Below are 20,707 nucleotides of genomic sequence, written 5' to 3'. Positions count from 1 at the left end.
ACATTGTTGTATTCTTTTTATATATTTAAATAAGGACTATGTCACTCTTGACATAGTCCTCCTTACTTTTCATCACAAACCTAAATTAACATTATTCTTTTCTTAAATTATTTATAGTTAATTTAGTAACTATAAACCTTATTTTTTCATAGGAAACATCCTCTTCTAGATTTTCCTTAATAGGTTTTAACTTGCTATACCCAACCTTATCTATGGCATCTAAAACCAATTCTTCTTCTCTTTTTGAAAATAAGGAATCAAAATCTATTTCAAAGTCTATTTTATTTCCCTCTTCTAAATATTGCTGAATATGAGAAAGCACTGTAGTAATAGAAAGTTCTCTTTCCTTTGCAATAGTATGAAACTTATCCCCTTCTCTAAGCATATCTATAGTAATTTCAAAAGACTTTTTCTTTCCATCTTTACCATTACCTTTTTTAAACTTTTCTTCTAGCTCATCCTTATTAATTTTTAATCCAGATTCCCATTGAACCTCAATATTGTTCACTTTAACATATTCCTTTATTACATTTAAGAACTGCTCTCCATACTTAAGTATTTTCTTTTCACCAACACCACTTATTTCTGAAAGTTGGCTCTCATTTACTGGTATTCTTACACTCATCTCTTTAAGTGTATTATCACCAAATACTATATATGGAGGCACCCCTTCTTCTAAAGCAATTTCTCTTCTTAAGCTTCTTAATAAATCAAACAATTCATTATTTTTAGATACTCTCTTAGCTTTTATCTTTTCCTTAAACATAACTTTTTCATTACCCTTAAGAATATCTATGGAACTTTGATTAAGTCTAACTACAGGGTACTCCCCTATATAATCTATATATCTATGCGAAATTAGAGTGTTTATAAAGTCCTTAAGCCCTTCTTTAGAATAATCCTTCATTATTCCATAAGTACTTAGCTGATCTAAGCCTAATTCAATTATCTTCTTATTTTTTGAGGCCCTTAAAACATCTATTATTACTCCTATTCCAAAGGGTCTTTTCATCCTATAAACACAGGAAATAACTTTTTGAGCATCTATTGTTTTATCAACTAATTCTCCTTCCATTTCACAATTGCTACAATTATGACAGTCTTCCTCTAAGTCTTCTCCAAAATAATTAAGTATAAATCTTCTATAACATCCATTAGAATAAACTAAATCCATCATTGTTTGTAACTTACTTAATTCATTTATCTTTCTTTCAGGATTTAAGGTTCCAGTTTCTATTATATATTTCTGTGTCTGAACATCTCCTGGTGAAAAAATAAGAATACACTCTGATTTCTCTCCATCTCTTCCCGCTCTTCCTATTTCCTGATAATATCCCTCTATGTTTTTAGGCATATTATTGTGAATTACATATCTTATATTTGGCTTATCTATACCCATTCCAAAGGCATTAGTAGCAACCATTACACTTACCTTATCGAAAACAAAATCCTCTTGATTTTTCTTTCTTTCCTCATCTGAAAGTCCAGCATGATATTTTGTGCATCCTATTCCTCTTGAATTTATAAGCTCACATAAGGAATCTACCTCTTTTCTAGTAGCACAATAAATAATTCCAGAAACATCCTTATTTTCTTTTAAATAATCTAATATATAGTGAGCCTTGTTAACTCCCTTTTCTATTATTATTTTTAAATTATCCCTATCAAATCCAGAAACAAAAACCTTTGGATTATTAAGCTCAAGTAATTTTACAATATCTTTTCTAACTTCCTCTGTTGCAGTTGCTGTAAAGGCTGAAACTACAGGTCTTTTTCTTAAAAGATTTATAAACCTTCCAATAAATTTATAACTACTTCTAAAATCATGCCCCCATTGAGAAACGCAATGAGCCTCATCAACAGCCACCTGTGAAATATCTATATTAGAAACTAAATTTAAAAACTCCATAGATTCAAGTCTTTCAGGTGCTACATATAATATTTTTATATGTCCATCTTTAACACTTTGAAATATATTATTTATCTCTTCATTACTAAGAGTTGAATTTATATATGCTGACTCTATTCCCATGCTATTTATGGCATCAACTTGGTCTTTCATAAGAGAAATAAGTGGTGAAATTACAACTGTAACCCCCTCTAAAATCAATGCAGGAATTTGATAACAAATTGATTTTCCTCCACCAGTTGGCATTATAGCTACAACATCATTTCCACTTATAATCTCATTTATTATTTCCTCTTGTCCTTTTCTAAACTCACTATATCCGTAAAAACTTTTTAAAATCTCTTTCGCTCTTTTCAATATTTCTCTCCTTCCAATTTATAAACCAACAAAATTATTTGCTAAATACTACTTATTTTCATTCTCTAAATTAAGTAAACATTCCTTTTTACTTAATCCCCCACCATATCCTGTTAATGATCCATCTTTTCCTATAACTCTATGACAAGGAATTATTATAGGAATAGGATTTTTATTATTTGCTCCTCCTACAGCCCTAACAGCCTTTGGATTTCCTATTTTCTCAGCTATTTCTTTGTATGAAACTGTCTCTCCATAGGGAATATCCCTTAAAGCATTCCATACCTTTCTTTGAAATTCAGTTCCCTTTGCTAAGTCAACCTTTACTGAGAACTCACTTCTTCTACCACTAAAATACTCTTCTAATTCTATTTTACACTTTTCTATCTCTTCACTAATAAATTCTTCTAAACAATTATCATCTTCTACAAAATTAATCTCTACTATATGTCCATCTGACTCTATTATCTCTAAAATTCCTATAGGAGAATTGTAATATCCCTTTTTTATTAAACTTTCCTTCATAAACATCATCTCCTTTTTAATTATTTACACATATTAAACTAAAATTAACATTATAAATATCTAAACATGTATTTATTATCTCTAGATTAATAGTATTCGGCTAAATACATAAATTAATTATACTATATATTTTTCATATAAAATTTTATATATTCTACTAATAATAATTGTTATAACCATAACTCTAATGATTTTAAATAAAACTTCTAAAATATAAAAATAAGGCAAATAATATCTAATATTACTTGCCTTACTTTTATTATTTACCTACTATTAATTTTTAAGCTTGCCTTTTTTTCTATATAACTTATTCTATACTAATTTTGTGATTTATATTGATTATAATATTCAGATAACAATTCTAAAACTTGTTTTGCTATTTTCTTATATGCCTCATCTGGCAAGTTAGCTTCAGATACACGCAATATTCCTGGTGCTGCTCCAAAACCTACTCCCTCCATTAAGACTACTCCATTTATCTCTGCTAAACGTAATAAGAAATCAATAGGTTCAAAGTTTTCCTTTAGATATTCCTTAAATTTATCATCATATAAATCTCCGGCTAACTCATAAATATCTATTAATGAATAGTATTTAGCATTTTCTCTACTATCATCTTCTTTAATTCCTAGGGTATAACATAAATCATGATATCTCTCTCTTACTAATTTTTTAGAGCTTTCTATATATGGATCTCTGCCCTTAGTAATCAATGAAGTTAAAGCAAATAAAGCCATTTGAATTTGTTGAGGTGTTGATAAGCCTGAAGTATGATAAAGGCCAACTGAACGACTATCTGCAACAATCCTCTCAATAAATTTAAACTTTCTTGGTTCAAAAGTTACAAGGCCATATCTTTTATCTAAATCCTGTAATTTTTCCTCTGGTAATTTACTTATTAACTCATCAAAAACATTATTTTCATTAGCAGCTATTAATCCTAATCTCCATCCTGTTACACCATATAATTTAGAGAAGGAATAAACTAATAAGGTATTATACGGTACTACGGAATATATAGTCTTAAAGTTTTCAACAAAGGTTCCATAAACATCATCAGTTATTATCATTAAATCCTTACGTTCTTTAACTATATCAGCTATGTGATTTAAAGCCTCTTCACTTAAAGCCTTAGAAGCTGGATTTGAAGGATTTACAAAAAATAAGGCTTTAATCTCCTTATCTCTTAACTTGTCTAATTCTGAATCCTCTATAACCCAATTATTTTCTTCCTTTGAAATTAAATCTACTTCAACCATCTCATAATCTTTTAATTCTGGTATTTGTAAGTAAGGTGTAAATATTGGAGTGTTTATAGCAATCTTATCTCCAGCTTTTATTAGTCCATTTTCTTTTAATGAATTAAATATATAGCATATAGCTGCTGTTCCCCCCTCTGTTGGGAACACATTGGTTTCCTTGGCTAATTTTACTCCTCCAAAAAGTTCTTTTTCTAAATACAATTTTAAAATCTTTTCTGTATTTACTAAGCATCTATTTGGAACTGGATAATCATTTCCAATTGCTCCATCCACAAATTCTTTAACTAATTCATCTTTATTAACACTTAAAGTTTTAATGCTATAATCTATGGCATCACGTAAAAATTTATCTACTTCATGACCCCCATTTAAGAAATCCATTAATCTTTCATATATACCATCTAAATTGGTGTATCCAGCTAAATTTCCCTCATGTATAGTTCTTCTTGATTCAAAAACACCAAATTCCACTATTCTACCTAAGGCTAGTCTTCCTTCAGTATTTATCCAGTTAGGATTTCCTCTTCCTGCATTCAAAAATTTATTGTGCTTTTCATTGTTTTTAGCTAACTTTAACATCTTGCTACTAATTTCAAAAGCTCCTAATCCTTCTAGCTTTTTTTCAAGATCTTTTGTTATCATGAATAACCACTCCTTATAGTAAATTATCCCCAAATGGTTTATACCTTTATTTTAACACTTTGTTAACTTTTATGGTTAAATTCCCACATTATTTAAGCATAATTTTCCTATAAAGATAAAAGTCAATCCCCTTAATAATTACTATATTCCACTAAGATTTTAGAATTATTACTCTAAACATCCTTCTAAAAATTATATAGATATTCTCTTTATACTATTTGCAAGTTTTATAAAAAGTTGTTTTTATATAGAACCTTATCCTTTACTTTTGGTATAGCCCTATAGTATAAAACTATTAATAAAAAATATTATTCTCCAGCTACAGAAAGTTCCTTAATAATAATACTTGGACTACCGTATCCTGAAGTTACTCCACTTTCCTCTAGGTCATTTCCTACCTCTTCAATATTATTTAGTAAATCAAAGAAGTTTCCTGCAATAGTTATATGTTTTATTGCCCTAGTTAAAACTCCATTTTCTATTTTTATCCCCTCAGCAGCTAAGGAAAAATCTCCTGTTACTGCATTTGCACCTGAATGAAGACCTGCTAAGTCTATTATATAAATTCCATTTTCCACATAACTTAAAAGCTCTTCAAAGGACTTCTCTCCTTCTTTTATATAAAGATTAGTAGGACTTGCTTTTACTGTAGATTTAAATCCTGATTTAAAGCCATTTCCGGTTGGATTAACCTTTGACTTCTTCGCAGTTTTTAAACTGTGTAAAAACCCTTTAAAAACTCCATTTTCAATTATATTTTTAACTCTTGTAGGTACCCCCTCATCATCAAAGGAACAAGTTGAAATTCCTCCCTTTAAGAAAGGATCATCCACAAGGGTAACTTTATTAGACGCAACCTTCTCTCCAATTTTATCCTTTAAAAGTGTTTTATTTTCTTGAGCTATATGACCTAAGAAATTATCTTCCATAGTTCTTATTAAGGAAGCCATAACCTCTCCATCTATAATAACTTTGTATTTACCTGATTTTATGGAAGTAGCTCCTTTTTTTCTTAAAGTATTATTTATTGCTTTCTTCATTAATTCATCTATATTAACATCATTTAACTTAGTTGAAACCCTAGAAACTCCATCTACAATCATATTTTCTCCATCTTTAGCTATAGGAGAAATTGAAGCTTGAACAATAGTTTTCTCTTCTTTTAAATCAATTCCCTCTGAATTAACTATTACTCTCTCTAGCTTAGCTGTATTAAATTTAGTGTACTCACTTTTTATTATTTCAGAATTTATCTTTGATGGCTCAGTACTTAACTTTAAAGCCTTTTCTATTTGCTCCTTTGGAGTTAAATTACTAATATTTTCATCATAGGAATTTACTTCTACATACTTGGCTTTATCCCCCAATATAAACTCCTCATCTTTACTTTCTATAAGTTCAGCACATTCCATTGCTTTTAAAAGTAAGATTTCTATTGATTCCTCATCTAATTTCTCTGTATATGAGTATCCCATTTTTCCATTATATATACCTCTAAAAGAAACTCCTATAGATGTACTTAAGCCGTATCTTTCAACTTCTCCATTAGATGAAGTAATATTTAATGATTCACTTTTACCATAATATAATTCATATTTTTCAAAATTAAGCTCCTTAGCTCTATTAAATAATCTTTCTTTAAAATCCTTAAATTCCATAATAACAAATACCTCCTATCTTCCCCCAACTGTGATTTCTTTAACTCTTAAAAGTGGCTGACCTACGTTAGTTGGGACTGCTCCACTTAAGGAACCACAAACTCCTTGCCCATGATCTAAGTTTTTTCCAACCATATCTATGTTCATTAAGATATCAGCACCATTTCCTATTAGACTAGCTCCTCTTACAGCCCTATCAATCACTCCATTTTTAACTAAGTATCCTTCAAGAACGTTAAAATTAAAATCGCCAGTTATAGGATTTACTGATCCTCCACCCATTTGCTTAGCATATAATCCATTTTCTATAGATTTTATAATTTCCTCATTATCATCTTCACCATTTGCTATAAAGGTATTTGTCATTCTTGAAGTAGGAGCATATTTATAAGATTCTCTTCTTCCACTTCCTGTAGAAGGCATACCCATTCTTCTTCCATTAAACTTATCAATCATATATGATTTAAGTATTCCATTTTCTATTAAAACTTTTCTTCTAGTTGGTTCTCCCTCATCATCTATATTTAATGAACCCCATGCATTAGCTATAGTTCCATCATCTATTGCAGTAACCTTTTTAGAAGCTATTTGCATGCCAAGTTTATCACAGAATATAGAATTTCCTTTAGCAACAGCAGTTGCCTCAAGAGAATGACCACAAGCTTCATGGAATATAACCCCGCCAAATGAATTTTCAATAGCCACAGTCATCTTACCCGCTGGGCAATAATCTGCATGAAGCATTGTTACTGCTGACTTAGAGGCTTCTTTTCCTAAATCACTTAAATCTATAGTATCAAAAAACTCAAATCCCATAGATGCCCCTGGAGATCTTGTTCCGGCTTGATTATCTACTCCATTTGAAGCTATGGAACTTATGGCTATTCTTGATCTTATTCTTCTATCTTCAGTAAATAATCCTTCACTATTAGCAATTAAAACCCTTTGATCCTCATCCTTCATAGTAACTGTAACTTGAGCTATCTCATGACTATATCCCTTTGCCCCCTTATAAGCTTCCTTCATTTTCTCAATTTTCTTAGCTGAACTTATAGATGAAGGAACATATAAAATAGGATGAATATTGGTATTTATTCTTTCAACTAAATTTAAATTAACTGTATGTCCATCTATAACGTCCCCTAAAGCTAAAGCCGCCTTTTTAGCAGTATTAACTAAACTCATAATGGAATCGTCATTGGTATATGCATATATGCACTTTAGCCCTTTAAAAATTCTTATACCAATTCCATAATCTTTTCCTGAAATAATATCCTTAACAGCCCCTGAAGTTAATACAATATTATTATTTAACTTTTCTTCAACAAAAACTTCTGCAAAGTCTCCTCCTGCACTAAGAGCTACAGAAAGTACTTTTTTAATAGTATCTTTACTTAACATAAAATCACTCCCCAAATTAATAAACAATTATCTTTAATAAGATTATGCCTTGTTTTAAATATTTAATTCTATTTTAATTGTATAAACATGAAAATTATATAATTAAAAGAAATATTATCATTATAAAAAATTTTAAATTAATTAGCTTTTTCAATCCATCTTAAAGTTATCATCTATTTACATAAGATTTGAAAAGTGACATACAATGTTAATTAGCTTAAAATATAGGTTATTGAACTTATTTTTAAATTAAAGGAAAAGAGGAATTAATGTGAGTATTACTAAGGAAAGATTCTTTAATGAATTTAAGAAAGATCAAGCTACATATGATGAAATTCATGAAAATATATTAGATGGGGTTAATATAGGTGGGGCTAATTTTATCATATTAATGTGTGCCATAATAATAGCCTCTGTTGGTTTAAATATGAATGCTACTGCTGTTATTATAGGTGCAATGCTTATTTCTCCACTTATGGGACCAATAATAGCCATCGGATATTCAGTAGGAATTTATAATTTAAAACTTTTAAAAAAATCTGCAATTATACTAATAATAGAAATATTCATAAGTATAACTACTGCCACTATTTATTTTTCTTTAAGTCCAATATCCAGTGCAGGAAGTGAGATTTTATCTAGAACCGCTCCTAATATATGGGATGTAATAATAGCTTTTACTGGAGGAATTGCAGGAATAATAGGTATAACTCGTAAAAAATCAGGAAATATTTTACCTGGAGTTGCCATAGCAACTGCCTTAATGCCTCCACTTTGTACAAGCGGTTATGGTTTAGCAACTAAAAACATTCATATATTCTTAGGTGCAGGTTACTTATTTTTTATAAACTCATTTTTCATAGCACTTTCAACCTTACTTGTTGTGAAATTTATGAAAATACCAACTAGAAATACTTTATCAGAAGTAAAACAAAAGAAACTAAAAAAAATGATCATAGTTTCAACTATTTTAGTTACTATACCAAGTTTAATCTCAGCAGCAACTATGGTTAATAGCTTTTTAAACAATGCTAATCTTAGTAACTTTATTGAAAATGAAATGCCTTCTGAATATATTCTTAACAAGGAAATAAACACAAAGAATAAAACAATAGACTTAGTTATAATAGGTAACACCATAGATAATTCAGAGGAAGAAAAATTACAAGAGGCATTAAAATATTATAATTTCAGCGGATATAAACTTATAATTCAACAATCAACTGATAATTTCCCTGAATTAAAAATGTATTTAGATAAAATTAAAGAACAGGATTCTGGTTTTATAGGTGATTTAGAAATAAATAAAGGAAAAAATAACTCTAGTATCAATAATAATGTTACATCAGCATTAAACTCAGTTACTTCATCATTACCAGGAAAGTTTGATGATATAACTAAAGTTTACAGTGGAGTTTTAGATAATGAATTACCTGTGTTTATTATAAATCACTCTAAAGATTACATTGATAAAGATGCTATTAATGCTTATATTCTATCTAATCCTGAATTAAAAAATGCTAAGATTTACTTTGAAAAAGAAGATCCAAATAAGGAAAATACAAAACCTCAATAGCTTTTATATTAAGGAACTTCTAAAAGGTAATTTTAAAAAACAATTTAAAAAATGATTCTAAAAGAAAATAGGAAATTTTAAACTTCATAATATACAACACAAATAAAGAGCTACAAAAGATTTTAAAATAATTTATGAGTTCTAAGGGTTTATAATCCTCTTTAAAAAACTTATAAATTTTAAAAAACTTTTATAGCTCTTTTTATTTATATAACTTAAAAGACTTTATTTCATTTTAAATATAATCAAACTAAAAATAATTAAAAACATACTTTTATTAGCTTTATAACTCTTTTAATTTAATTAATTCTAAAATAAAATCCCTATATTAATTATCATTGTTTTTATTGATTAATGAATGCTTTCTTCCATAAACTAAGTAACTTATGATTAATAAAACTAAAACCACAATAAATATTTTCCATATTTCTTCTGATAAATTACTCATTAAAAATAAGCAACTAAATGCCCCTAGTAAAGGAATAAATGGTACCAATGGAGTTTTAAACCCTCTTTTTACATGAGGATATTTTTTTCTAAAGGCTATTAAAGATATACAAACTAAAGTATATGTTAATAAAAAGGCTATATTAGCAAAGTTAGCTAACTGTCCTAGATTAAAAAATCCTGCTAATAAGGCACCTATTATACCAACAGTCCATAATGCTGTATATGGCACATCTTTTTTATCAACTTTACTAAAGAATTTTGGTAATAATCCATCTCTACTCATGGCTAAAAGTATGTGTGATGTTGTAAAGTTACCTGCAAATATTACGGCAAGGATTCCTATTACAGTTCCTAAGGATACTACAAAGGCAACTCCCCTTTGCCCTACTAATTTTAAAGCATAGGATAATGCATCACCAACATTTAAATTAGTATATGAGGTTACTCCTGTTAAGACTAAGGAGACAGCTATGTATATAATTGTGCATATTACTAAAGAACTTATAAGACCTAATGGTAAAGATTTTTGTGGATTTTTAACCTCTTCAGCAGCTGAGGCCGTTGCATCAAATCCACAATAAGCAAAGAATAAAGAAGCTGTTCCAGTGACTATACCCTTAACTCCAAAGGGAGCAAATGGATGCCAATTACTAGTATTTACATGAAAAACTCCAACTCCTATGAATAAAGCAATAACTGCAATCTTTATAAATACCATAATATCATTAACCTTCTTACTTTCTTTAGTACCTAAAGATATTACAAAAACTATAAATAAAATTGATATCATTGCTGGTAGATTTACTATTCCCCCTTCACTTGGAATAGCTGTAAATGTCTTTGGTAATTTTATTCCTAGAATATCTAAAAGACTTAAAAGATAAGATCCCCATCCCGATGCTACTGTAGCTGTAGATAATGTATATCCAATAACAATGCACAATCCTGATATATATGCAATAATCTCACCTAAGGAGACATAAGTAAATGAATAAGACCCTCCAGCACTTGGAATACTTGAACTAAATTCTGCATAGCATAAAACAATTATAGCCGCCGCAATTCCTCCTCCAATAAATGCTATGGAGGTAGCTGGCCCAGACTGTTTAGCTGCAACAATCCCAGTTAAAACCATAACTCCAGTACCAATTACTGACCCAACACTCATTAGTGTTAAATCCAAAGCACTTAGGGTTCTTTCCTTATTTTCATTTGCTTCGCTAAGTATTCTTTTTAAGCTTTGCTTTTTAAAAATCTCCATAAATTAATCACCCTTTTAAATTTAGTAAATTTTGCTTTATACATTATATGTTAACACTTTATTCATCATTAAGAAATATTTTATTGAATAAAAAAAGGCTGCATCTAAATAGATACAGCCTAATCAATAATTTATAATATTCATTTTAAGTCAGGGATTTTTAAAATTTATATTATAACTTATTAGCTAATTAATTTTGATTTATAAATTTCAACTTAAATACATTGTTTATTCTTTCTTTATCTAATTTCAACTCTAATATTATGGCAGCTATAATTATTAATATAGCACCAACTATTTGCTTACCATTTAATACTTCTCCAAAAATAAAGAAAGCAAATATACTTGATAGTACTGGTTCCATAGAAGCTAATATACTAGTAACACTAGCCTCTATGTATTCAGTTGATTTTATATAGAATGTATTAGATATAAATGTACTTAAAATACCTATAGATAATATATTTAATATGACCACCCCAATATTAGGTGCATTTGCAATTATATCAAATGATTCTTTAAAATCTGTAAATAAACCTATAAATATACTTGCAAATATATAGCCATAAATAAGCAATGTGTCTTTTCTATAACCACTAAAAAATTTAGGAAATATTATTTGAAAAGCAAATAAAAATCCTGTTCCTAATCCAGCAGCTATTCCTATTGCACTCATATTAAAATGTCCTAAAGACATATTTGAAACCATTATGCATCCTACTAAAGTTAATAGGATAACAGATCCCTTTTTCATATTGAACTTTTCACCAAAGAATAATACCCCAAAGATTGTTACCCATATTGAGTTAGTAAACATCAATACTGTAGCTACAGATATAGGTATATATTCTACGGACAAGTTATATCCAATAAAACATAAGGCAAAAGTTCCTATTCCATATAATGCTGAAATAGCTAAGCCTCTTGGATCTATCTTTAAAATTTTTCTATCAGTTATCATTATCCAAATAAAAAAGCAAATAGAAGATAAAAAACTTCTACTAAAAGCTATAAACATTGTGCTTAATCCCGCTTCATATAGGATTCTACTGCTTATGCCCATTATGCCCCAAAAAACTGTCGCTATTAAAACTAGACTTATTCCCTTCTGCTTATTGTTCATTACAATTCCTCTTTTTCTAAGTTTTTAACACAAATTCTATTATATACTTATTAAGAAAATTTAAAAGCTCCAAAAATGACATTTTACTTTTGTTAACTTTCATTTTCTACCCTATTATATAATTTTAGTTGTTATATCTTAAAATTGCTCAAATTAGCTTATAATGTGGTTCTTGATTAAAATTAAAAACTTTTTACTTTCTTAAAAGTTGTCAGTTCTATATCATTTTTGAATGAAAATTTTAATAATTATTCAACACTAAGTTTATAAAATTAATTTTTTTAACACTTTCATAAAATAAATCAAAGCTCTATATTTTTATAAAGAAAAAGAAGCTGCATCAAAACTAATAAATAAAACTTATGAATATATAAAACTTCATATTATTTTTAAGCTTTATTTACATGTTATTTTGATACAACTTCTTTAAACAATATCTTTATATTTATTATGTAACTAACTTATGTGCTAAAAGTTTCTATAAATTATTTAAAGTAAACTTTATTATCTTCTAATTTATCTATTATTGCAAGAGATTCAACTCTTACCCCTAAATCTTCTAAAACTTTTCTTCCGTCTTGGAATCCTTTTTCTATAACTATTCCTATTCCCACTAACTCAGCACCAGCTTGCTCAACTAAGTCTATCATTCCTTTAGTTGCACATCCTTGAGCTAAGAAGTCATCAATTATTAAAACTCTTTCACCTTTATTTAAGAATTGCTTTCCAACTCTAACTTTGTAATCTTTTTTCTTTGTAAATGAATGTACATTTGATTCATAAACATCTTTATCTAAATTTAAACTTTCAGTCTTTTTAGCAAAAACTACTGGAACATAATCAAAGTATTGAGATGCTATCCCTGCAATAGCTATTCCTGAAGCTTCTATTGTAAGTATTTTATCTACTTTTTCACCTTCAAATCTTTTTCTAAATTCCTTACCAACCTCATTAAGGAATTTTATATCCATTTGGTGATTTAAGAAACAATCAACTTTAAGTATGTTTCCCTCTCTAACTTTTCCTTCTTTTAATATCTTTTCTTTTAATGCTTCCATCTTCCTTTTCCCCCTGCTATAAAAATTATTTCATTATAATAAATAACTCTGTTTAGAATTTTCTCATTGAATCTATTAAAGCTCTATGTAGAGGCCTACTTTACTACAAAGATAATTTCTATAAAGCATATTAAAAAGAAAGCTTTATTAAAGCTTTTACATAGTAATTTTATATGAATTAAAAAAATTCCTAAGCCAAAAAGCCTAGGAATATATAATAATCTCACAAAAAAATATAGAAATCACCTATATATTCGTAGTTAGGATGTTTACGGCCTCCTAGTAGAAACACTCAACCCATATCGTCGAGCATATACGATATACTTATATAAGTACATATTAAGTTATTAAATAGTATTATAACTACTTATTCTTTCAATGTAAAGTTTTATCACTAAAAAAATTTTAATGAACATAAGAAACATTAAATAACCTATTTAGTTTATTATATCTTAGAAATGAAACATTACTAATTTTATATTTTCTAAAAATGAAAACTTTAAAACTTACTCTGATAATTTTAAAATAGAGTTATTATATATATAATCTTATTTGAAATCTAGTCTTGGAATAATCGTCCAAACTCTCCTAATACGCTACCTTCCCCAACATCTCTAGATCCTGGAACTTGAGGTGCAGATGAAACAACCTTAGATGCAAGTCTACTAAATGGTAAGCTTTGAATCCAAACTTCTCCTGGCCCTACTAAACTTGCAAAGAAAATCCCTTCTCCTCCAAAGACAGCATTCTTTATTCCCTTAACATACTCTATATCATAATTTACATCCTTTGTCATAGCAACTAAGCATCCTGTATCCACTTTTAATTTTTGTCCTGGTAGAAGTCTCTTTCTAATAATAGTACCACCAGCATGAATAAAGGCCATACCATCCCCTTCAAGTTTTTGAAGTATAAAGCCTTCTCCACCAAAGAACCCAGTTCCTAATTTTCTTCTAAAATCAATTCCTATACTTACTCCCTTAGCTGCACATAAAAAAGCATCCTTTTGGCATATAAGTTTACCACCATAATTTCTTAAATCTACTGGAATTATCTTTCCTGGATATGGTGAAGCAAAGGCAACCTTTTCTCTTCCTACTCCCATATTGGTAAAGGCAGTCATAAATAAGCTTTCACCTGTTAAAACCCTCTTAGCAGCTCCTCCTAACTTTCCAAAAAATCCACCTGATCCACTACTATTGCTTCCATCACCAAAAATAGTTTCCATTTCTATGCTACTATCCATCATCATCATTGCTCCAGCCTCGGCAACAACAGTTTCTCTTGGATCTAATTCAATCTCTACAAATTGCATATCATCTCCAAAAAGTTCAAAGTCAATTTCATGTGAATTCATCATATACACATCCTCCAATAAATACATCTATTCCAACACTAAATCATAATTTTATTTTACATACTATCATAGAATATATAACTTCTACAATAAAAATATTCTAAGAAATAAAGACCTTATTATTCTTTTCGTAATTACTAAAGCCTTTATTCACACATCTTTATATAAGCTCATAGTATTTATTAAGAGGGTTTTCAAAATCTTAATAAAATCATAGTATTTTCGTAATAAAAACTTATTGACAGACAACTCAAAGAGATATAATATGATATTAAACTTAATAATATTTAATATCTATTGTGTTAAGAGGGAGTAGTTGCAAGCTATAATATCAACATCGCGGTTAACGAAAAGTTACCTGGTATTATACACCAATTTGGTTACAAGACTTTTAATATAATCTAAGGAATTTAAGGTATTTTATGTACTATTCCTTAGATTATATTAGGAGTCTTATTTTTTTGCCTCCTATACATAGATATTATTTGTTAGAAATTATCCTTAATCAATAATTTATATTAAAGAAAGGAGACAATAATATGAAGAAAGTTTATTCAAAATCAAAAGAAGAACTTTTTAAAGAACTCGGTGTAAACAAGGACGGTTTAAATGACACTGAGGTTAAAAGCATGGAAGAAAAATATGGTAAAAATGAATTAGTTGAAGGTAAGAAAAAATCTACTTTCCAAGTATTTCTTGATCAATTTAAGGACATGCTAATAATAATTCTTATATGTGCTGCCGCTATTTCAATGTTTTTAGGAGATATTGAAAGTGCCTCTGTTATCATATTCGTATTAATAGTAAATGCTACTCTTGGAACTATTCAGCATCTTAAAGCTGAACAATCATTAAGTAGCTTAAAAGCTCTCTCCTCACCTTCTACTAAGGTGCTTAGAAATGGTGAAAGAATAGAAATAGACTCAAAGGATGTAGTTGTTGGAGATATTATCTTTCTTGAAGCTGGAGACTATGTTCCTGCTGATGGTAGAATTCTTGAAAACTATAGCTTACAAGTTAATGAAAGCTCATTAACAGGAGAATCTGAAAGCATAGTTAAAATGTCTGAAATAATAAAAGGAGAAGAAATTCCTATTGGTGATAGAAAAAATATGGTCTTCTCTGGAAGCTTAGTAACTTATGGTAGAGCTACTATTTTAGCAACAGCCGTTGGTATGGATACTGAAATAGGTAAAATAGCTCAGTTATTAAATGATACTAAGGAAAAGAAGACTCCTCTTCAAGCTAACTTAGATAACTTTGGTAAAAAGCTTGCAATTGGAATACTTGTTATCTGTGCAATAGTATTTGCTCTTAGTCTTTATAGAGGTGAAGCTATTATAGATGCATTCATGTTTGCAGTTGCCTTAGCAGTAGCTGCTATCCCAGAAGCTTTAAGTTCTATAGTAACAATAGTTCTTTCTTTAGGAACTCAAAAAATGGCTAAAGAAAATGCCATCATAAGAAAATTACAAGCAGTTGAAGGCTTAGGTAGTGTATCTATTATATGTTCAGATAAAACTGGTACATTAACTCAAAATAAAATGACCGTTAAAAAGATTTTTGTTGATGGAAAAGTAATAGATTCAAATGAATTAAATTTAGAAAAGAAAATAGATAATGATTTATTAACTATGAGTTTACTTTGTAATGATGCAATTACAGATTGCGAAAAAGAAATAGGTGATCCAACTGAGGTTGCCCTTGTAAACTTAGGTGATTTATACGGAGTAGATGAACTTGTTCAAAGGGATAAATTTAAAAGACTTGGTGAAATTCCTTTTGATTCAGATAGAAAACTTATGAGTGTTGTTTATAACATTCATGGTGAAAATATTATAGCTACTAAGGGAGCTGTTGATGTTCTTCTTAAAAGATCTACTAAGATTGAAACTTCTGAAGGGGTTAGACCTATAACTAAAGAATATATAGCTAAAATAGAAGAAATTAACCAAGAATTCTCAAAAACAGGTCTTAGAGTTTTATCTTTTGCATATAGAAATATTGAAAGTAGAACAGATATAAAACTTGATGATGAAAATGACTTAACCTTCATAGGTCTTATATCAATGATGGACCCACCAAGAGAAGAATCTGCTGAAGCCGTAAGAGCTTGTATAGAAGCTGGAATTAAACCTGTAATGATAACTGGTGACCATAAAATAACAGCTTCTGCCATAGCAAAACAAATAGGTATATTAAAAGATGAAAGTGAAGCTATTGAAGGTTCTGCTTTAGATAAAGTTAGTGACGAAGAACTTAAGAATATGGTAGAACACATTTCAGTATATGCTAGGGTTTCTCCAGAGCATAAAATAAGAATAGTTAGAGCATGGCAAGAAAAAGGCAATGTAGTTGCCATGACTGGTGATGGTGTCAATGACGCCCCTGCTTTAAAACAAGCTGATATAGGTGTTGCAATGGGTATTACAGGATCTGAAGTTGCTAAAGATGCCGCTTCTATGGTCTTAACAGATGATAACTTTGCAACCATAGTAAAAGCTATTGAAAATGGTAGAAATATTTACTCAAATATTAAAAATGCTATTAAATTCTTATTATCTGGTAATACTGCTGGTATATTATCAGTATTATATGCTTCCATATTAGCATTACCAGTTCCATTTGCTGCGGTACACTTATTATTTATAAACCTTTTAACTGATAGTTTACCTGCAATTGCTTTAGGTCTTGAACCTCATAAAAAAGAAGTTATGAAAGAAAAACCAAGAAAAGCTAATGCTTCTATATTAACAAAAGACTTCATTACAGATGTATTATTTGAAGGTGTAGTTATTACTATTGTTACTATGATAGCCTTCCATATTGGATTAAACCAAGGTGGACCTCTATTAGCAAGTACAATGGCCTTTGCTACTTTATGTTTATCAAGACTTGTTCACGGATTTAACAGTAAATCTAAAAAACATGTAGTATCAAAAGAATTATTCTCTAATAAATATTTATGGGCTGCATTTGGTGTAGGATTTGTACTATTAAACATTGTTCTTTTAGTACCTGCATTTGAAGGATTATTCCAAGTTGCTCCACTTACACTTAATAACTTATTAACTATATATGGATTATCATTATGTACTTTCATAGTTGTTCAATTTGTTAAATTTATAAGAGAAAAATTTACTGAAAATAAAACAAACACTGTTCAAGAATCAAATAAAGAAAATAGAGCAGCTTAATTATAGTTTTCTATAGACCATGCCAATTCGGTATTAGCATGGTCTATATTTATATCTAATAATACCAATTAAGAATAGACAGGAGGATTATTTTGCATGGAGTTTTTAGGATCTCTATTAACATTTTTAATTGATATTGTAGGTTCCTTTGGATACTTTGGAATCTTATTAATAGTTGGGTTAGAATATGCTTGTTTCCCATTACCTAGTGAAGTGGTTTTAACCTTCTTTGGTCTTAGTGCATCTCAAGGAGAATTTTCACTTATTGGAGTTATAATATTTAGTATTATAGGTGGATTATTAGGTTCATTAATCTGTTACGCCATTGGCTACTATGGTGGTGTCCCTCTTCAAGAATGGTTAGGACGTAAATTTCCAAGCAGTCAAAAAAGTATGTTAGCATTAAATAAATGGTTTAAAAAATATGGAAAGCCAGCTGTATTGCTAGCTAGGATAGTTCCACTTACTCGTACATATGTATCTTTATTAGCTGGCGCTGAGAAATTCAGCTTAAAATATTTCATCTTATACTCTTCTTTAGGTATAAGTATTTGGAACATTTTTTTAGTTTCCTTAGGATATTTTATAGGTGATAATCTACCACTTATAAATTCAATAATGGAGAAATACACCTTTGTCACTTTAGCTATTTTAATTATTGCTGTGATTATTTTCATTTATCTTAAATTTTTCAAAAAAGAAAAGAACACATCAAAATAATTATAATTAAAAAGACTATGCTAAAATCTTATTTCTTAGTTTTAGCACAGTCTTTTTTTAATTAAATAACAATCTCAACTTTTATTCTAAATTATCTATTTCACTACTTATTATTCATTTAATCTTTCTTTAATTAAATAATAGTTTTATCAATTATGATAAAATTTATTTTTATTCCTTTGTATATTTTTATTAAATAGTAGTGTTAGCACTTCTTATTCCTTTATAGAAAAGATAGTAAGTTAACATCATATATGGTTGTAACCAAAGCATACCTATTCCAAAAGTAAGGAAAGATAATATCATCCATCCTATAAAGCTTAAGTTCATAACTATATACTTCCATCTATATCCCTTAGTTATATTAAAGCTCATTTCTATAGCTTCCATTACTCCAACACCCTCATCTTCTGTCAATATCATAGGTACAGGGAATAATATTGCCTCTATAAAAAATCCTAAAGCAACTAAAATAATAAGAACTACAATAAATACTACGATGCTTTGACTAGCTATAAAAGCAACTGAAAATATCATTGTAAATATAATCCAACCTATTCCTACAACTAATCCAATTAAAATATCACATAATAAAATTTTAAGAGTAGTCTTGAAACTTATTAAGCATTCTAAGTATTTTACTTTTCCCTCTGTTTCATTTAGCTTAATACAATACTTTATAAAGCTTCCAGTTAAAAATGTTGAGATTAGTGCAATTATAATCCACCCGAATACAGGTATTGGAGATAATAAAAAACTTAATAAAAATGTTGAAACAAAAAATAACAAACATGCTCCTACAGCATTTTCCCATCTTCCTCTTAATAATTCTTTGGCTTTTAGTTTACACTCTACTCTATCAGTCACTAAATAGCGCCTCCTAAAAATTGATTGCTTAATTAAATACATCTAATTACTTTTATATTATTCATAACCTTTAAAAATTAACACAAAAACTTAAGGAATATATTAAAATATAAATTTCACTTTATTATCTGATATAATTTAAACAATAGGATTCCTATAAAACTATGATTTAGGTAATAAACCTTTTAAATCTATTACTAATTATAAAGTTTATCTCTTTACTAAACCAAGATTTAAAAGAACCTAATTAAGCTAATCTTAATGAGGATTTCTATAAAGCTTTTTAATAAAATATAATTTAATGAAAGGTATAAATTTATGAGAAAAAAATATTTTATATTAACCATTTTAACCATGATACTTGGTCTTTTATCTAGAAAATTCATGTCCTATGTTCCTAGTTTAATAGCACCATACTTAGGTGATGTCCTTTGGGCAACTATGGTTTATTTTGGCTTTAGATTTCTACTTCCCAAACTAAATACTAATACTTCTTTTTTAATCGCTATTCTTTTCTCCTTTGGAATAGAATTTAGCCAAATATATCAAGCAAAGTGGATTAATAATATTAGAGCTACAACCCTTGGCGGCTTAGTTCTTGGACATGGCTTCCTTTGGAGTGATTTACTTTGTTACACCATAGGGATATTAATTGGATCTTTTATAGACAGACTTGCTTTTATTAAAAAAAAGCTCTAAGGTAAGCAAAAAACCTTAGAGCACAGAAGAGGTATCTACAATAGCAACCACTATGTGATAAATAGCTTTAAGTTTCTATCTTTAAGCTATTTATTATCTTATATTCAAATCTTTCTTAAAATATTCCTATTTATATAATACCTCTCCATTTAACTTCAAAGTGCTTCCTTTAGTTACATACTTATCTTCTCCAACATCAACTTCTACTTTCATATCTGAAATCATCTCATGAATTTCAATATATCCACCATCGCCAATTCCATAATTATATGAAACAATAGAAATTATGTTTTTTCTAACAGATTCCATATATTCAAACTTTAAATCATTATCTAATTGTTCAAATTTATCATTACCCTTTGCTATAACAGTAGAGTTTCTAAATCCCGATAATTTATAACTTGATATATACTGATTTAATCTTGAATCTCTAATAAAAGTTTTTATTTCATATGTATTTTTTACTAAAGGAAATGTAATAATAATTACTATTATAGTAGTAATTAAAATTCCAATTAACCATCTAAAACTTCCCTTTGCCCCTAGTTTATTAATTAGAAATTCTCCTTTAAGCAGATCATAAATCCACCATATAATTAATATTAGAAGAAAGCAATCTATAAATAACCATGTACTCATAAAAAC

General features: G+C 28.6%; 15 protein-coding genes and 1 riboswitch. Of the genes, 4 read left to right on the top strand and 11 right to left on the bottom strand.

Annotated features, from left to right (window positions below; all coding sequences use genetic code 11):
- Positions 1 to 91: 91 nt before the first annotated feature.
- The 5 genes from recQ to CPF_RS01645 form a co-directional block, all read right to left on the bottom strand.
- Positions 92 to 2,266 (bottom strand): DNA helicase RecQ, encoded by a 2,175-nt coding sequence (recQ, locus tag CPF_RS01665; protein ID WP_011590145.1) that lies wholly within the window; start codon positions 2,264 to 2,266, stop codon positions 92 to 94.
- 48 nt (positions 2,267 to 2,314) lie between these two features.
- A complete protein-coding gene (locus CPF_RS01660; RefSeq protein ID WP_011590144.1) occupies positions 2,315 to 2,791 on the bottom strand; it encodes a methylated-DNA--[protein]-cysteine S-methyltransferase in 477 nt (158 codons plus the stop codon).
- Between the two features lie 317 nt (positions 2,792 to 3,108).
- Complete coding sequence (locus CPF_RS01655) at positions 3,109 to 4,695, bottom strand: bifunctional aspartate transaminase/aspartate 4-decarboxylase (RefSeq protein WP_011590143.1); 1,587 nt, start codon at positions 4,693 to 4,695, stop codon at positions 3,109 to 3,111.
- Between the two features lie 308 nt (positions 4,696 to 5,003).
- Positions 5,004 to 6,353 carry a TldD/PmbA family protein gene (locus CPF_RS01650; protein WP_003467066.1) on the bottom strand — a complete coding sequence of 450 codons (1,350 nt, stop codon included), beginning with the start codon at positions 6,351 to 6,353 and terminating at the stop codon, positions 5,004 to 5,006.
- Between the two features lie 15 nt (positions 6,354 to 6,368).
- Entirely contained in the window at positions 6,369 to 7,754 is a 1,386-nt protein-coding gene (locus CPF_RS01645) for a TldD/PmbA family protein (protein WP_011590142.1), read from the bottom strand.
- A gap of 271 nt (positions 7,755 to 8,025) precedes the next feature.
- On the opposite strand from CPF_RS01645, the gene CPF_RS01640 reads away from it, so the two are divergent.
- Positions 8,026 to 9,330, top strand: coding sequence for a TIGR00341 family protein (locus CPF_RS01640; protein ID WP_011590141.1), 1,305 nt, complete (start codon positions 8,026 to 8,028; stop codon positions 9,328 to 9,330).
- Between the two features lie 328 nt (positions 9,331 to 9,658).
- Here the strand turns inward: CPF_RS01640 and CPF_RS01635 are convergent, their stop codons facing one another.
- The 4 genes from CPF_RS01635 to CPF_RS01620 all read right to left on the bottom strand — a co-directional run bounded on the left by CPF_RS01635 (position 9,659) and on the right by CPF_RS01620 (position 14,582).
- Positions 9,659 to 11,041 (bottom strand): APC family permease, encoded by a 1,383-nt coding sequence (locus tag CPF_RS01635; RefSeq protein WP_011590140.1) that lies wholly within the window; start codon positions 11,039 to 11,041, stop codon positions 9,659 to 9,661.
- 190 nt (positions 11,042 to 11,231) lie between these two features.
- A complete protein-coding gene (locus CPF_RS01630; RefSeq protein ID WP_003458020.1) occupies positions 11,232 to 12,164 on the bottom strand; it encodes a DMT family transporter in 933 nt (310 codons plus the stop codon).
- Positions 12,165 to 12,649: 485 nt separating this feature from the next.
- Complete coding sequence (locus tag CPF_RS01625) at positions 12,650 to 13,222, bottom strand: xanthine phosphoribosyltransferase (protein ID WP_003458080.1); 573 nt, start codon at positions 13,220 to 13,222, stop codon at positions 12,650 to 12,652.
- Positions 13,223 to 13,459: 237 nt separating this feature from the next.
- A riboswitch (purine riboswitch) is annotated at positions 13,460 to 13,562 on the bottom strand.
- Between the two features lie 219 nt (positions 13,563 to 13,781).
- Complete coding sequence (locus CPF_RS01620) at positions 13,782 to 14,582, bottom strand: TIGR00266 family protein (protein WP_003458097.1); 801 nt, start codon at positions 14,580 to 14,582, stop codon at positions 13,782 to 13,784.
- Positions 14,583 to 15,118: 536 nt separating this feature from the next.
- On the opposite strand from CPF_RS01620, the gene CPF_RS01615 reads away from it, so the two are divergent.
- Positions 15,119 to 17,776, top strand: a complete 2,658-nt coding sequence (locus CPF_RS01615; RefSeq protein WP_003458074.1) for a cation-translocating P-type ATPase — start codon at positions 15,119 to 15,121, stop codon at positions 17,774 to 17,776.
- 96 nt (positions 17,777 to 17,872) lie between these two features.
- Complete coding sequence (locus tag CPF_RS01610; RefSeq protein WP_003458062.1) at positions 17,873 to 18,496, top strand: DedA family protein; 624 nt, start codon at positions 17,873 to 17,875, stop codon at positions 18,494 to 18,496.
- A 192-nt stretch (positions 18,497 to 18,688) separates the two neighbouring features.
- Here CPF_RS01610 and CPF_RS01605 read toward each other — a convergent pair whose 3' ends face one another.
- Positions 18,689 to 19,363, bottom strand: coding sequence for a DUF975 family protein (locus tag CPF_RS01605; RefSeq protein WP_003457977.1), 675 nt, complete (start codon positions 19,361 to 19,363; stop codon positions 18,689 to 18,691).
- 318 nt (positions 19,364 to 19,681) lie between these two features.
- Here CPF_RS01605 and CPF_RS01600 point away from each other — a divergent pair, with 318 nt between their 5' ends.
- On the top strand, positions 19,682 to 20,062 hold the full coding sequence (locus CPF_RS01600) for a DUF2809 domain-containing protein (protein ID WP_011590138.1): 381 nt from the start codon (positions 19,682 to 19,684) through the stop codon (positions 20,060 to 20,062).
- Between the two features lie 126 nt (positions 20,063 to 20,188).
- On the opposite strand, the gene CPF_RS01595 is transcribed toward CPF_RS01600, so the two are convergent.
- Positions 20,189 to 20,701 (bottom strand): hypothetical protein, encoded by a 513-nt coding sequence (locus CPF_RS01595; RefSeq protein ID WP_011590137.1) that lies wholly within the window; start codon positions 20,699 to 20,701, stop codon positions 20,189 to 20,191.
- Positions 20,702 to 20,707 lie beyond the last annotated feature (6 nt).

The sequence above is a fragment of the Clostridium perfringens ATCC 13124 genome (assembly GCF_000013285.1).
Classification (GTDB): domain Bacteria; phylum Bacillota; class Clostridia; order Clostridiales; family Clostridiaceae; genus Sarcina; species Sarcina perfringens.
Note: the sequence above shows the minus strand (reverse complement) of the source record. Positions and strands in the feature narration are given on the sequence as shown.

Excerpts from the sequence above, each read along its gene's own strand:
- CPF_RS01660 (WP_011590144.1), bottom strand. The coding sequence starts at position 2,791 with ATGAAGGAAAGTTTAATAAAAAAGGGATATTACAATTCTCCTATAGGA.
- CPF_RS01655 (WP_011590143.1), bottom strand. The coding sequence starts at position 4,695 with ATGATAACAAAAGATCTTGAAAAAAAGCTAGAAGGATTAGGAGCTTTT.
- CPF_RS01650 (WP_003467066.1), bottom strand. The coding sequence starts at position 6,353 with ATGGAATTTAAGGATTTTAAAGAAAGATTATTTAATAGAGCTAAGGAG.
- CPF_RS01645 (WP_011590142.1), bottom strand. The coding sequence starts at position 7,754 with ATGTTAAGTAAAGATACTATTAAAAAAGTACTTTCTGTAGCTCTTAGT.
- CPF_RS01635 (WP_011590140.1), bottom strand. The coding sequence starts at position 11,041 with ATGGAGATTTTTAAAAAGCAAAGCTTAAAAAGAATACTTAGCGAAGCA.
- CPF_RS01630 (WP_003458020.1), bottom strand. The coding sequence starts at position 12,164 with ATGAACAATAAGCAGAAGGGAATAAGTCTAGTTTTAATAGCGACAGTT.
- CPF_RS01625 (WP_003458080.1), bottom strand. The coding sequence starts at position 13,222 with ATGGAAGCATTAAAAGAAAAGATATTAAAAGAAGGAAAAGTTAGAGAG.
- CPF_RS01620 (WP_003458097.1), bottom strand. The coding sequence starts at position 14,582 with ATGATGAATTCACATGAAATTGACTTTGAACTTTTTGGAGATGATATG.
- CPF_RS01615 (WP_003458074.1), top strand. The coding sequence starts at position 15,119 with ATGAAGAAAGTTTATTCAAAATCAAAAGAAGAACTTTTTAAAGAACTC.
- CPF_RS01610 (WP_003458062.1), top strand. The coding sequence starts at position 17,873 with ATGGAGTTTTTAGGATCTCTATTAACATTTTTAATTGATATTGTAGGT.
- CPF_RS01600 (WP_011590138.1), top strand. The coding sequence starts at position 19,682 with ATGAGAAAAAAATATTTTATATTAACCATTTTAACCATGATACTTGGT.
- CPF_RS01595 (WP_011590137.1), bottom strand. The coding sequence starts at position 20,701 with ATGAGTACATGGTTATTTATAGATTGCTTTCTTCTAATATTAATTATA.